Raw genomic sequence first — 13,700 nt, 5'->3', positions numbered from 1 at the left:
CCTTAAATATGCCGAGCATCCGTGTCGTGCCTGTGGGTATTGCCCTGCCCACAGCGCTTGCCCAAGCATAAACAAGGAATCGCCCATGAGCGCCAGCCTCACTGCCACTCTGCGTCACGACTGGTCTTTGGCCGAAGTCAAAGCCCTGTTCGTCCAGCCGTTCAATGACTTGTTGTTCCAGGCGCAGACCGTGCACCGCGCGCATTTCGATGCCAATCGGGTGCAGGTGTCGACGTTGCTGTCGATCAAAACCGGTGCCTGCCCGGAAGATTGCAAATATTGTCCGCAGTCGGGCCACTACAACACCGGCCTGGAAAAAGAAAAACTGATGGAAGTGCAGAAAGTCCTCGAAGAGGCTGCACGCGCCAAGGCCATCGGTTCGACCCGTTTCTGCATGGGCGCGGCCTGGAAGCACCTGTCGGCCAAAGACATGCCTTATGTGTTGCAGATGGTCAAAGGGGTGAAGGCCATGGGCCTGGAAACCTGCATGACCCTTGGCCGTCTCGACCAGGACCAGACCGAGGCCCTGGCCCAGGCCGGCCTCGACTACTACAACCACAATCTGGACACCTCGCCGGAGTTCTACGGCTCGATCATCACCACCCGCACCTACAGCGAGCGCCTGCAAACCCTGGCGTATGTGCGTGATTCGGGGATGAAGATCTGCTCGGGCGGCATCCTCGGCATGGGCGAATCCCTGGACGATCGCGCCAACCTGCTGATCCAACTGGCCAACCTGCCGGAGCATCCGGAGTCGGTGCCGATCAACATGCTGGTCAAGGTGGCCGGTACGCCCCTGGAAAATGCCGAGGATATCGACCCGTTCGACTTTATCCGCATGCTCGCCGTGGCGCGCATCCTGATGCCGAAATCCCACGTGCGCCTGTCCGCCGGCCGCGAGGCAATGAATGAGCAGATGCAGGCCCTGGCGTTCTTTGCCGGTGCCAACTCGATTTTCTACGGTGACAAATTGCTGACCACCGCCAACCCGCAGGCGGACAAGGACATGCAACTGTTCTCGCGCCTGGGCATCCTGCCGGAAGCCCGCGAAGAGCATGCCGATGAAGTGCACCAGGCGGCGATTGAGCAGGCGTTGGTCGAGCAGAAAAGCAGCGAGCAGTTCTACAACGCCGCCGTCTGACCCCCATCTCCCTGTTGGAGTGCAATCCAAATGTGGGAGCAGGCAAGCCAGCTCCTACAGTGGGTCGAGTCCAACCTGATCTACCGAGGCCAGCATGTCTTTCGATCTCGCCGCGCGCCTCGCTGCCCGCCGTACAGACCATCTCTATCGCCAGCGCCCGCTGCTGCAGAGCCCCCAGGGGCCGCAGGTGGTGGTAGACGGCAAGCCGCTATTGGCCTTTTGCAATAACGACTACCTGGGCCTGGCCAATCATCCGCAAGTCATCGAAGCCTGGCAGGCCGGGGCTTCCCGCTGGGGCGTCGGCGGCGGGGCTTCGCACCTGGTGGTCGGTCATAGCACCCCGCATCATGAGTTGGAGGAGGCCCTGGCCGAGTTCACCGGGCGCCCGCGTGCCTTGTTGTTCACCACCGGATATATGGCCAACCTCGGCACCGTCACCGCATTGGTGGGGCAGGGCGATACGGTGCTCGAAGACCGCCTCAACCACGCGTCCCTGCTGGATGCGGGTTTGCTCTCCGGCGCACGATTCAATCGCTATCTGCACAACGATGCGCTCAGCCTGGCCAAGCGCCTGGAAAAAGCCAGCGGCAATACCCTGGTGGTCACCGACGGTGTGTTCAGCATGGACGGCGACCTGGCGGACCTACCGGCGCTGGCCCGCGAAACCCGGGCCAAGGGCGCCTGGCTGATGGTGGATGACGCCCATGGCTTCGGCCCGTTGGGCGCCACGGGGGGCGGGATTGTCGAGCATTTCGGCCTGAGCCAGGAGGATGTGCCGGTGTTGGTCGGCACCCTGGGCAAGGCCTTCGGCACCGCCGGGGCGTTTGTGGCTGGCAGTGAGGAACTGATCGAAAGCCTGATCCAGTTCGCCCGCCCATACATCTACACCACCAGCCAACCGCCGGCGCTGGCCTGTGCGACCCTGAAAAGTCTGGAGCTGCTGCGCAGCGAGCACTGGCGACGCGAGCATCTGTGCACGCTGATCCGTCAGTTCCGCCAGGGCGCCGAGCAGATCGGCCTGGAGCTGATGGACAGCTTCACGCCGATCCAGCCAATCATGATTGGCGACAGTGCCCGGGCGATGCGCCTGTCTCAGATGCTGCGCGAACGCGGGATCATGGTCACGGCCATCCGCCCGCCCACGGTGCCGGCCGGCAGCGCGCGCTTGCGCGTGACCTTGACCGCCGCCCACAGCGAGGCGCAGGTACGACTATTGTTAGACGCATTGGACACGTGTTTGCGTTTGTCAGGCCGGGAGTCCGACCATGCGTGATCGACTGATATTGCTCCCCGGCTGGGGCCTGGGTGTCTCGCCGCTGGAGCCTTTGGCCGCCGCCTTGCGCGGTTTGGACGAGCACCTGCGGGTAGATATCGAACCGTTGCCGGCGCTGGCGGGCAGCGACCTCGACGAATGGCTCGACGAACTTGACGCCACCTTGCCCGATAACGCCTGGCTGGGCGGCTGGTCGTTGGGCGGGATGCTCGCCTCTGAGTTGGCGGCACGGCGTGGCGAGCGCTGCTGCGGCCTGCTGACTTTGGCCAGCAATCCATGTTTTGTGGCGCATGAGGGCTGGCCCAGCGCGATGCCGGCGCAGACTTTCGATGCATTCCTGGCCGGTTGCCATGCCGACTCGCAAGTCACCCTCAAACGTTTCGGCCTGCTGTGCGCCAAGGGCACGCAAGACCCACGGGGCATTGCGCGCTTGCTGGTCAGCAGCGCGCCGGCTACCCCCTCCAGTGTGCTGATGACCGGCCTTGAACTGCTCGCGCAACTGGATACTCGCGAGGCCTTGCAGGCCTTTCGTGGCCCGCAGTTGCATCTGTTTGCCGGCCTGGATGAGTTGGTGCCCTGTGAGGCGGCTATTGAGTTGTTGAAGTTGCTGCCAGATGTCGAAGTCGGTCTGATTGAACAGGCCGGCCACGCTTTCCTACTGGACAACCCCCACGGAGTGGCGGGGGCGATCCAGGCTTTTTTGCATGAGTGCGGTGATGACTGATTTGTCCCATCCTCCACTGCCGGGCGCCTTGCCCGACAAGCGCCAGGTCGCGGCGTCGTTTTCCAGGGCGGCGGCCAGTTATGACAGCGTGGCCGCGTTGCAGCGTGATGTGGGCGGCGAACTGCTGTCCCGTCTGCCGTCAGCCTTGCTTCCCCAGCGCTGGCTGGACCTGGGGTGCGGCACCGGGTATTTCAGCCGCGCATTAAACAGTGTATTCCCCGAGGGCCAGGGCCTGGCGCTGGATATCGCCGAAGGCATGCTTAATCACGCCCGGCCATTGGGCGGTGCTGAGTACTTTATTGCCGGGGATGCCGAGCGCTTGCCGTTACAGGATGCAAGCTGCGAGTTGATCTTCTCCAGCCTGGCAGTGCAGTGGTGTGCCGATTTTGCCGCGGTGCTCAGTGAAGCCCGGCGCGTGCTGCAGCCTGGCGGTGTGCTGGCGTTTGCCAGCCTGTGCGTCGGCACCCTGGACGAACTGCGCGAAAGCTGGCGGGCGGCGGATGGGATGGTGCACGTCAATCGCTTCCGCCCGTTCAGTACTTATCAACAGCTGTGTGCGGACAGTGGCTTGCGTGTGGTCAGCCTGGAGCAACGTGCCCATGTGTTGCATTACCCGGATGTGCGCAGCCTGACCCACGAATTGAAAGCATTGGGCGCGCACAATCTGAACCCGGGGCGCCCCGGTGGCTTGACGGGCCGGGCACGGGTTGTTGCACTGGTGCAGGCCTACGAGCAGTTTCGCCAGACCCAGGGGCTGCCGGCAACCTATCAAGTCGTGTACGCCGTATTGGAGAAACCATTATGAGCGCCGCCTATTTCATCACCGGCACGGACACCGATGTCGGCAAGACCACCGTCGCCGCAGGCCTGCTGCATGCCGCACGGCAAGCGGGCAAGAGCACGGCTGCCGGCAAGCCGGTGGCCTCGGGCTGCGAAGTGACCTCCCGTGGCTTGCGCAACGCCGATGCCCTGGCCTTGCTGGCCGAGTGCTCGTTGCCGCTGGCTTATGCCGAGGTCAATCCACTGGCCTTCGAGCCCGCCATCGCGCCGCACCTGGCGGCCCGTGAAGCTGGTGTGGCGTTGACCGTGCAAGCGCTGCTCAAGCCAATGCGGCACATCCTCGATAAACACGCGGACTTCACCTTGATCGAAGGCGCAGGCGGCTGGCGCGTGCCACTGGCCGATCAGCACAACCTCTCCGACCTGGCCAAGGCCTTGGGGCTGCCGGTGATCCTGGTGGTGGGCGTGCGTCTGGGCTGCATCAATCATGCATTGTTGAGCGCCGAAGCCATCGCCCGGGACGGTTTACCGCTGGCGGGGTGGGTGGCCAATATCATCGACCCGAAGACCTCCCGTCTGGAAGAAAACCTCGCCACCTTGGCCGAACGCCTGCCGGCGCCCTGCCTGGGCCGAGTGCCAAGGCTCAAGCAGCCCACGGCCGAAGCAGTGGCCGGGTACCTGCAACTGGACTTGCTTGATTAGTTTTTCCTAGCGATAAGGCATTATGCCATTAGTGTTATTGACGGGCCTTTTGCCAGATTGTCTGCTTCAATAAGGGTTCACGATTTATTGCAAGGCAGGTTCGCCATGGAAATCTCTGGAAACAGTGCGTTTTATTCAGGCCTGAGCACTATTCAGGCCGGGCAGAACCGCGTCGACCAGGCCGCCGGCAAAATCGCCAGTGCCGCCACCGGCCAGCCTTCGGATGCCCAGAATGATCGCTTGCAGGCGGTCAATCGCGGCCAGCCGACCGACTCGGCGAGCAATATGGTGGAACTGGCCGAAGGCAAGTTTCAGGTGGAGCTGGGCGCGAAAGTCGCCAAGGCTTCCGACGAAATGCTCGGCACGTTGATCGACACCTACGCTTGATCCCCTCTCGCCATATGGCGGGTGCTTTTCCTGTGGCGAGCGGGCTTGCCCGCGTCGGGCTGCGCAGCAGCCCCACACCAGCAATGCAATTCATCTGATACACCGCCAGTGCCTTTCTGGGGCGCTGCGCAGCCCAACGGGGGCAAGCCCGTTCGCCACAAACGCCTGATTCTCCCATCTTCCCATTGTTGAAACGCCGTGCGGCATCACGCTGCAGGCCTCGTCGCGCCTGGCGTTGACCTGCGTCATGACAAACGGCATCCGCTGGGCGCTTGACAAGGATTGGGCGTAAACGTATGTTTCAAACAACTGTTTGACCGCTACAACAAATCCACGCGGTTGTTCATTCCAGGATTCATCAGCAGAGGTTTATCGCTATGCCTGACTACAAGGCCCCCTTGCGTGATATTCGCTTCGTTCGTGACGAACTGCTCGGCTACGAAGCGCACTATCAGAGTCTGCCGGCTTGCCAGGACGCTACCCCAGACATGGTTGACGCCATTCTCGAAGAAGGCGCCAAGTTTTGTGAGCAAGTGCTGGCCCCGTTGAACCGCGTCGGTGACATCGAAGGGTGCACCTGGAGCGAGTCAGGCGTTAAAACCCCTACTGGTTTCAAAGAAGCCTACAAGCAATTCGTCGAGGGCGGCTGGCCGAGCCTGGCCCACGACGTCGCGCACGGCGGCCAAGGCTTGCCGGAATCCCTGGGCCTGGCCGTCAGCGAGATGGTCGGTGAAGCCAACTGGTCGTGGGGCATGTACCCAGGCCTGTCCCATGGCGCGATGAACACCATTTCCGAGCACGGTACCCCCGAGCAGCAGGATGCCTACCTGACCAAACTGGTCTCGGGCGAGTGGACCGGCACCATGTGCCTGACCGAACCGCACTGCGGCACCGACCTGGGCATGCTGCGCACCAAGGCCGAGCCTCAGGCCGACGGTTCCTACAAAGTCTCCGGGACCAAGATCTTCATCTCGGCCGGTGAACACGACATGGCCGATAACATCGTCCACATCGTACTGGCCCGCCTGCCGGATGCTCCGGCTGGCACCAAAGGCATTTCGCTGTTTATCGTGCCTAAGTTCCTGCCCAACGCCGATGGTTCGGTGGGTGAGCGCAACGCGGTGTCCTGTGGTTCCCTGGAACACAAGATGGGCATCCACGGCAACGCCACCTGCGTAATGAACTTCGACGCGGCCACCGGCTACCTGATCGGCCCGGCGAACAAAGGCCTGAACTGCATGTTCACCTTTATGAACACCGCTCGTCTGGGTACCGCACTGCAAGGCCTGGCCCACGCCGAGATCGGTTTCCAGGGTGGCCTGAAATATGCGCGTGACCGTCTGCAGATGCGCTCCCTGACTGGCCCGAAAGCGCCGGACAAGGCCGCTGACCCGATCATCGTGCACCCTGATGTACGCCGCATGCTGCTGACCATGAAAGCCTTCGCCGAAGGCAACCGTGCGATGGTGTACTTCACCGCCAAGCAAGTGGATATCGTCAAATACGGCACCGACGACGAAGCCAAGAAACAGGCAGATGGCCTGCTGGCGTTCATGACCCCGATCGCCAAGGCGTTCATGACCGAAGTCGGTTTTGAGTCCGCCAACCACGGCGTACAGATCTACGGCGGCCACGGTTTCATCGCCGAGTGGGGCATGGAGCAGAACGTTCGCGACAGCCGCATTTCGATGCTGTACGAAGGCACCACGGGCATCCAGGCCCTGGACCTGCTCGGCCGTAAAGTGCTGATGACCCAGGGCGAAGCGCTCAAGGGCTTCACCAAGATCGTGCACAAGTTCTGCCAGGCCAACGAAGGCAACGCAGCGGTCAGCGAGTTTGTCGCACCGTTGGCTGCCCTGAACAAGGAATGGGGCGAGTTGACCATGAAGGTCGGCATGGCTGCCATGAAGGACCGTGAAGAAGTCGGTGCCGCGTCCGTGGACTACCTGATGTACTCCGGTTATGCCTGCCTGGCGTACTTCTGGGCCGAGATGGCGCGCCTGGCTGCTGAAAAACTGGCTGCCGGCACCAGCGAAGAAGGCTTCTACACCGCCAAGCTGCAGACTGCGCGCTTCTACTTCCAGCGCATCCTGCCGCGCACCCGCACCCACGTAGCCACCATGCTGTCGGGCGCCAACAACCTGATGGACATGAAAGAAGAGAACTTCGACCTGGGCTACTAAGCCCCGGCGGGTTCCCTGCCAAGCCGCCGCTCTTTCGGGAGCGGCGGCTTTTTTGTGGGCGCATGAAAAAACCTGAGTAGCGCGCTCAGGGATTGCGCCTGGCTGCCGTTACAGTGGTGGCAATGTGATACAGGTCACATTGAGTGTGCTTAACTGTGTTCAGTGAAGGCACTATGCCATCTTTTTTGTGGGTCGGAGCTTTACCCTTGTCGCGCGCGTCTGCTGTACGTTTCAGTCATTTCCTACCGTCGTTGCTGTTATTGCTGGCGGGGTTGTCGGCTGCTTACGTCAAGGACCTCAACGTCTTCTTCACCTCCTTGTTCAATGTCCTGCCGACCTTGGTGCTGTTGCTCGGGGGGGCCTATTGCACGGTGTACCGTCGCCAGCGTGAGCTGTTCTTGATGGTGACGGTGTATGTCGCCTACTTCCTGCTGGACACCCAGACCGATTTCTACCGCGACCATGGCCGTGTGCGCGAAGACGCCGCCGTGGTGTTCCATCTGGTGTGCCTGCTGTTGCCGATGCTGTTCAGCATTTATGCCCTGTGGCAGGAGAAAACCCACCTGTTCCGCGACTTTGTCGCACGCTGCGCGGTGCTGCTCGCCGTAGGCAGCGTGGCCCTGGGCCTGGAGCAGAGTTACCCGGGGCCGTTGCTCAACTGGCTGGCGGAAATTCGCTGGCCGGCATTGCATGGCGCGTGGATGAGCTTGATCCAACTGTCGTACCCGATGTTCCTGCTGGGCTTTGTCGCACTGGCGGCCCAGTACTGGCGCGAACCGCGGCCGTTGCATGCGGCACAGCTGGTGGGATTGCTGGGGATGTTCTGGATGTTGCCGCAGACCTTTATCCTGCCGTTCACCCTGAACATCATGTGCAGCCAGGTGATGTTGATGATTGCTGCAGGTGTGTCCCACGAGGCCTATCAGATGGCCTTTCGCGATGAACTCACCGGCCTGCCCGGACGCCGCGCCCTCAACGAGCGTATGCAGCGCCTGGGGCGCAACTATGTGCTGGCGATGAGCGACGTCGACCACTTCAAGCGATTCAACGACACCCATGGCCACGACGTCGGTGACCAGGTGCTGCGGCTGGTCGCCAGCAAACTGTCGAAAGTCAGCGGCGGCGGCCGGGCCTATCGGTATGGCGGCGAAGAGTTTGCCGTGGTGTTTGCCGGCAAGACCCTGGATGAATGCCTGCCGCACCTGGAAGAAATCCGCGAGATCATTGCCAACTACCACATCAAGTTGCGTAACCCCGACAGCCGCCCCCAGGACGATCACCAGGGGCGCCAGCGCCGTTCGGGCACGGGGGCGAATAGTGTGTCGGTGACCGTGAGCATCGGCGTCGCCGAGCGCCAGGCCGAGCAGCGCACCCCCGAAGAAGTGCTCAAGTCCGCCGACCAGGCGCTGTACAACGCCAAGGGCGCCGGGCGCAACTGTGTGGTGGCGGCCGGCCAGAACCGCCGTGGCGCGGTGCGCATGCAGGGCGCTGCCGGTTGAGTGATGGTGGTGTATTCAGCGTCTGTACAGTGATTGTCCGGGGCTCCTGGCGGCAGTAGGTTTGAGTCATCTGCCGCCGGAGACATCACCATGCCTGCCTATAAAGCTCCCCTGCGCGATATGCGCTTTCTGATTGATCACGTGTTTGATTTCCCCGCTCACTACGCTGCTTTGGGCGCCACCGAGGCCAGCCCGGACATGGTCAGCGCAATCCTCGAAGAAGGCGCGAGGTTCTGCGAGAACGTGCTGGCGCCGTTGAACCGTCCGGGGGACGAAGAGGGCTGCCATTTCGACAATGGCGTGGTGACCACACCCAAAGGTTTCAAGGAAGCGTTCGCGCAATACGTCGAAGGCGGCTGGCACGGCCTGGCGGCGGATCCGGCCTACGGCGGGCAGGGCTTGCCGTCTTCCCTGGGCTTGGTGCTCAGCGAGATGATCGGCTCCAGCAACACCTCCTGGGGCATGTACCCCGGCCTGACCCACGGCGCCATGTCGGCGATCCACGCCCATGGCACTCAAGAGCAGAAAGACACCTACCTGACCAAGCTCACCGCCGGCCAGTGGACGGGCACCATGTGCCTGACCGAAGCCCACTGCGGCACTGACCTTGGCATCATCAAGACCCGCGCCGTGCCCCAGGCCAATGGCAGCTACGCGGTGACCGGCAGCAAGATCTTCATCTCGGCCGGCGAGCACGACATGAGTGAAAACATCATCCACCTGGTGTTGGCCAAGTTGCCGGATGCGCCTGCTGGCACCAAGGGTATTTCGCTGTTTATCGTGCCCAAGTTCCTCGCCGATAGCGGGGCGCGTAATGGCGTCAGTTGCGGCTCCATCGAGCACAAGATGGGGATCAAGGCTTCGGCCACCTGCGTGCTGAATTTCGATGGTGCCGAGGGCTACCTGATCGGCGAGGCCAATAAAGGCCTCAATTGCATGTTCACCATGATGAACCACGCGCGCCTGGGCACCGGCATGCAGGGGCTGTGCCTGGGTGAAGCGAGCTTCCAGGGCGCGATCAAGTACGCCAACGACCGCCTGCAGATGCGCGCCCTGACCGGCGCCAAGGCCCCGGACAAACCGGCGGACCCGATCATCGTGCATCCCGATGTGCGGCGCATGTTGCTGACCATGAAAGCCTTCAACGAAGGCAACCGCGCCCTGACGTACTTCACCGCGCAACTGCTGGACACCGCACACCTGAGCGACGACCCGCAGCAACGCCAGGAAGCCGAGGATTTGCTGGCGTTCCTCACCCCGATCTGCAAAGCCTTTATGACCGAGACCGGCCTGGAAGTGACCAACCACGGCATGCAGGTGTTCGGCGGCCACGGTTTTATCCGCGAGTGGGGCATGGAACAGTTGGTGCGCGATTGTCGCATCGCGCCGATCTATGAAGGCACCAACGGCATCCAGGCCCTGGATTTGCTGGGGCGTAAGGTGCTGGGCAGCCAGGGCAAGTTGCTGCGCGGCTTTACCAAGATTGTGCATAAGTTCTGTGCGGCGAATGCCGAGCACCCGCAACTCAAGGCCCAGGTTGCACAGCTCAACGAGCTGAACCAGCAATGGGGCGAGTTGACCACCAAGGTCGGCATGGCCGCGATGAAAAACCCTGATGAAGTCGGCGCCGCCGCCCTGGATTATTTGATGTACAGCGGTTACATCATCCATGCCTACCTGTGGTTGCGCATGGCCCTGGTGGCCCAGGCGCAATTGGATGCGGGCAGTGGCGATGGGGATTACGCCCGGGGCAAGCTGGTGACCTGTGAGTTTTATTTCAAGCGCCTGTTGCCGCGCACCAGTGCCCATCGTGCGGCGGTGGAGGCGGGCAGTGATTGCCTGATGAGTTTGCCCGCCGAATTGTTCGCCTTATAACTGTTGGTGTGACTGTAAAATACCAATTGGTCACAAGCAGACCCTATGTGTCACAAAAGTTGTTCGGTTACACTCTGGGTCTGTGAAACCGATCCTACCGAATCACTTTTAACGTTCTCACGAGGTTTGCCATGGCTGACTACAAAGCGCCGCTGCGCGATATGCGCTTCGTCCTCAACGAAGTATTCGAGGTTGCCAAGCTGTGGGCGCAATTGCCGGCCCTGGCCGAGACCGTGGATGCTGAAACCGTCGAGGCGATCCTTGAGGAGGCCGGTAAAGTCACCGCCAAGACCATCGCCCCGTTGAGCCGGAATGGCGACGAGGAAGGTTGCCGCTGGGACAACGGCGTGGTCACCACCCCGGCCGGGTTCCCCGAGGCCTACAAGACCTACGCCGAAGGCGGCTGGGTGGGCGTTGGTGGCGATCCTGCCTACGGCGGCATGGGCATGCCCAAGGCGGTCTCGGCCCAGGTCGAAGAGATGATCAACTCCTCGGGCCTGGCGTTTGGCCTGTACCCGATGCTGACGTCCGGCGCCTGCGTGTCGATCAACACCCACGCCAGTGACGAACTGAAAGCCACTTATCTGCCGAATATGTACTCGGGTGTGTGGGCCGGTTCCATGTGCCTGACCGAGCCCCATGCCGGTACCGATCTGGGGATTATTCGTACCAAGGCCGAGCCGCAGGCGGACGGTTCCTACAAGGTCAGCGGCACCAAGATCTTTATCACCGGTGGCGAACACGACCTCACCGAAAACATCATCCACCTGGTGCTGGCCAAGCTGCCGGACGCCCCGGCCGGGCCGAAGGGCATCTCGTTGTTCCTGGTGCCCAAGTTCATGGTCAATGCCGATGGCAGCCTGGGCGCGCGCAACCCGGTGACCTGTGGCTCGATCGAGCACAAGATGGGGATCCAGGCCTCCGCGACCTGTGTAATGAACTTCGACGAAGCCGTTGGCTATCTGGTTGGCGAGCCGAACCGTGGCTTGGCGGCGATGTTCACCATGATGAACTATGAGCGCCTGGGTGTCGGTATCCAGGGCCTGGCGACCGGCGAGCGCTCTTACCAGAACGCGGTCGAATATGCGCGTGACCGCCTGCAAAGCCGCTCGCCGACCGGCCCCAAGGCCAAGGACAAGATCGCCGACCCGATCATCAACCACCCTGACGTGCGTCGCATGTTGCTGACCATGAAGGCCGCGAACGAAGGCGGCCGGGCGTTCTCCACTTACGTGGCGATGCAACTGGACACCGCCAAGTTCAGCGAAGACGCCGCGACCCGCAAGCGCGCAGATGACCTGGTGGCGCTGCTGACCCCGGTTTCCAAGGCGTTCCTCACCGACCTGGGCCTGGAAACCACCGTGCACGGCCAGCAGATTTTCGGTGGTCATGGCTATATTCGCGAGTGGGGTCAGGAGCAGTTGGTGCGGGATGTGCGCATCACTCAGATCTACGAAGGCACTAACGGCATCCAGGCGCTGGACTTGATGGGGCGCAAGATCGTTGGCAGCGGCGGGGCGTTCTACACCCTGTTCGCCGATGAGATCCGCCATTTCATCGCCACTGCCAACAGTGACCTGGCCGAGTTCATTCAGCCGCTGAGTGCTGCGGTGGACGAACTCGACACCTTGACTGCCTGGGTCCTGGACCGCGCCAAGAGCAACCCGAATGAAATCGGTGCGGCCTCGGTGGAGTATCTGCACGCCTTTGGCTACATGGCCTACGCCTACATGTGGGCGCTGATGGCCAAGGCCGCCTTGGGCAAAGAGGCCGAGGAGGACTTCTACGCCAGCAAACTGGGGACGGCGCGCTTCTACTTTGCCCGCCTGCTGCCGCGTATCCACTCTTTGAGTGCTTCGGTGAAGGCCGGCAGTGAATCGCTGTTCCTGCTGGACGAAGCGCAGTTCTAAGCCGAAGAGGGCGTGTAAGCATTCTCTTACATGACGTGCTGCTAATCGTCCTCTATCGCCAGATTGGATCCACAGCTAATCTACTTCACATGGACGTCGCGCAGGAAGCGCAAAGCAACAACAGGGACACGTAGGATTCTGCCAGGATGGCGGAGTGAAATGGATGTCAGGGAAACAGTCTGCAAAGCCCCGCTTCGGCGGGGTTTTCTTATTGCCCGCGAAAAAGTTCAGGCCAGCCCGTCTACCGTGGCCGTCGGCCCATGTGGACCATTCATCACGTCTTCGAGCAAGGTGCGCAGCAATGCCAACGTTGCCTGCTGACGTTGTACATCCCGGCACACCAACCCCACCTTCAGCGGCACCCGTGGCTCACTCAAGGGCTTCCATAGCAGCGCCTGGCTGCTGTGTTCGTCCTGTGATCGGCCGGGCAGTACCGTCGCCAGTTTGGTATGGGGCAGGCTGTCGAGAATCCCCACCATAGTGTTCAGCTCGGCTTGCACCTGGGGCCGACGTCCCAGGTTCGCCAGTTGCGCTTGCCAGATCTGCCTGACCTGGAACTCTTCGCCCAACAACAGCATGGGCAACTCCGCCGCCTGCTTGAGGGAGACCTTCTTGAATTCACGCAAGGGATGGTCGGCCGGGATGACCACTTTCAGTTCATCTTCATACAGCAGCACACCGTGCAAACCGGGCTGGCGTGCCGGCAGGTAGCTGATGCCAATGTCCAGCGAGCCATTGAGCAGGCGGCGTTCGATCTCAAGGCCCGTCAGCTCGTAGATCTGCACCACCAGGTGCGGCTGGGCCTTGCGTACCCGCTCCAGCATCTGCGGCACCAGGCTGGTATGCACGGTTTGCAGCACGCCGATGGCCAGGGTGCGCAGCGCCTGGCCCTTGAAATGCCGCAGGGCCTCGACGGCTTGCTGCATACCATCGAGCAGCGGCAGGGCGTGGTTGTACAAGGTGTGGGCGGCCAGGGTTGGCAACAGGCGCTTGCTGCTGCGTTCGAACAGGCTCACATCCAGGTGCTGCTCCAACTGGCGGATCTGCTGCGACAGCGCCGGCTGGGAGATCGACAGGCGCTCGGCAGCCCGGCCGACATGGCCCTCTTCGTACACCGCGACGAAATAACGCAGTTGCTTGAAATCCATAAGTAATGCTTATCGAAAAAGCTGGAAAATCGAAATGGCTGTACGCCCCCAAGGCGCCTAGTCTAGCGCCTATTCACA

Annotated in this window: 11 protein-coding genes; 10 read left to right on the top strand and 1 reads right to left on the bottom strand. The window is 61.8% G+C overall.

Features of this window, described 5'->3' with window-relative positions:
- The first annotated feature begins 85 nt into the window (after positions 1-85).
- The 10 genes from bioB (at position 86) to K1X80_RS26300 (ending at position 12,474) form a co-directional block, all read left to right on the top strand.
- Positions 86-1,141, top strand: a complete 1,056-nt coding sequence (bioB, locus tag K1X80_RS26345) for a biotin synthase BioB (RefSeq protein WP_220172576.1) — start codon at positions 86-88, stop codon at positions 1,139-1,141.
- Between the two features lie 94 nt (positions 1,142-1,235).
- Positions 1,236-2,414 carry an 8-amino-7-oxononanoate synthase gene (bioF, locus tag K1X80_RS26340; RefSeq protein ID WP_169990393.1) on the top strand — a complete coding sequence of 393 codons (1,179 nt, stop codon included), beginning with the start codon at positions 1,236-1,238 and terminating at the stop codon, positions 2,412-2,414.
- Complete coding sequence (locus K1X80_RS26335; protein WP_198800066.1) at positions 2,407-3,138, top strand: alpha/beta fold hydrolase; 732 nt, start codon at positions 2,407-2,409, stop codon at positions 3,136-3,138. Before bioF ends, K1X80_RS26335 begins: the two co-directional genes overlap by 8 nt.
- Positions 3,131-3,943, top strand: a complete 813-nt coding sequence (bioC, locus tag K1X80_RS26330) for a malonyl-ACP O-methyltransferase BioC (RefSeq protein ID WP_128593321.1) — start codon at positions 3,131-3,133, stop codon at positions 3,941-3,943. The genes K1X80_RS26335 and bioC overlap by 8 nt, the downstream gene beginning before the upstream one ends.
- Positions 3,940-4,620, top strand: coding sequence for a dethiobiotin synthase (gene bioD / locus K1X80_RS26325; RefSeq protein WP_057440293.1), 681 nt, complete (start codon positions 3,940-3,942; stop codon positions 4,618-4,620). Before bioC ends, bioD begins: the two co-directional genes overlap by 4 nt.
- Before the next feature lie 105 nt (positions 4,621-4,725).
- Positions 4,726-5,007, top strand: coding sequence for a pyrroloquinoline quinone biosynthesis protein PqqE (locus tag K1X80_RS26320; protein WP_198800067.1), 282 nt, complete (start codon positions 4,726-4,728; stop codon positions 5,005-5,007).
- 377 nt (positions 5,008-5,384) lie between these two features.
- Positions 5,385-7,190 carry a phenylacyl-CoA dehydrogenase gene (locus tag K1X80_RS26315; RefSeq protein ID WP_057440295.1) on the top strand — a complete coding sequence of 602 codons (1,806 nt, stop codon included), beginning with the start codon at positions 5,385-5,387 and terminating at the stop codon, positions 7,188-7,190.
- Positions 7,191-7,396: 206 nt separating this feature from the next.
- Positions 7,397-8,689 carry a diguanylate cyclase gene (locus tag K1X80_RS26310; RefSeq protein WP_057960809.1) on the top strand — a complete coding sequence of 431 codons (1,293 nt, stop codon included), beginning with the start codon at positions 7,397-7,399 and terminating at the stop codon, positions 8,687-8,689.
- A 90-nt stretch (positions 8,690-8,779) separates the two neighbouring features.
- Complete coding sequence (locus K1X80_RS26305; RefSeq protein ID WP_115129147.1) at positions 8,780-10,564, top strand: acyl-CoA dehydrogenase C-terminal domain-containing protein; 1,785 nt, start codon at positions 8,780-8,782, stop codon at positions 10,562-10,564.
- A 131-nt stretch (positions 10,565-10,695) separates the two neighbouring features.
- Positions 10,696-12,474 carry an acyl-CoA dehydrogenase C-terminal domain-containing protein gene (locus tag K1X80_RS26300; RefSeq protein WP_057960807.1) on the top strand — a complete coding sequence of 593 codons (1,779 nt, stop codon included), beginning with the start codon at positions 10,696-10,698 and terminating at the stop codon, positions 12,472-12,474.
- Between the two features lie 227 nt (positions 12,475-12,701).
- On the opposite strand, the gene K1X80_RS26295 is transcribed toward K1X80_RS26300, so the two are convergent.
- A complete protein-coding gene (locus K1X80_RS26295) occupies positions 12,702-13,622 on the bottom strand; it encodes a LysR family transcriptional regulator (protein ID WP_057960806.1) in 921 nt (306 codons plus the stop codon).
- Between the last annotated feature and the right edge of the window lie 78 nt (positions 13,623-13,700).

The organism is Pseudomonas sp. So3.2b, from assembly GCF_019464415.1.
GTDB lineage: Bacteria > Pseudomonadota > Gammaproteobacteria > Pseudomonadales > Pseudomonadaceae > Aquipseudomonas > Aquipseudomonas shahriarae.
The sequence above is the reverse complement of the archived record's forward strand: the minus strand, read 5'-3'. Positions and strand labels throughout refer to the sequence as shown.

Coding starts and splice junctions, on each gene's coding strand:
- bioB (WP_220172576.1), top strand. CDS start 86: ATGAGCGCCAGCCTCACTGCCACTCTGCGTCACGACTGGTCTTTGGCC.
- bioF (WP_169990393.1), top strand. CDS start 1,236: ATGTCTTTCGATCTCGCCGCGCGCCTCGCTGCCCGCCGTACAGACCAT.
- K1X80_RS26335 (WP_198800066.1), top strand. CDS start 2,407: ATGCGTGATCGACTGATATTGCTCCCCGGCTGGGGCCTGGGTGTCTCG.
- bioC (WP_128593321.1), top strand. CDS start 3,131: ATGACTGATTTGTCCCATCCTCCACTGCCGGGCGCCTTGCCCGACAAG.
- bioD (WP_057440293.1), top strand. CDS start 3,940: ATGAGCGCCGCCTATTTCATCACCGGCACGGACACCGATGTCGGCAAG.
- K1X80_RS26320 (WP_198800067.1), top strand. CDS start 4,726: ATGGAAATCTCTGGAAACAGTGCGTTTTATTCAGGCCTGAGCACTATT.
- K1X80_RS26315 (WP_057440295.1), top strand. CDS start 5,385: ATGCCTGACTACAAGGCCCCCTTGCGTGATATTCGCTTCGTTCGTGAC.
- K1X80_RS26305 (WP_115129147.1), top strand. CDS start 8,780: ATGCCTGCCTATAAAGCTCCCCTGCGCGATATGCGCTTTCTGATTGAT.
- K1X80_RS26300 (WP_057960807.1), top strand. CDS start 10,696: ATGGCTGACTACAAAGCGCCGCTGCGCGATATGCGCTTCGTCCTCAAC.
- K1X80_RS26295 (WP_057960806.1), bottom strand. CDS start 13,622: ATGGATTTCAAGCAACTGCGTTATTTCGTCGCGGTGTACGAAGAGGGC.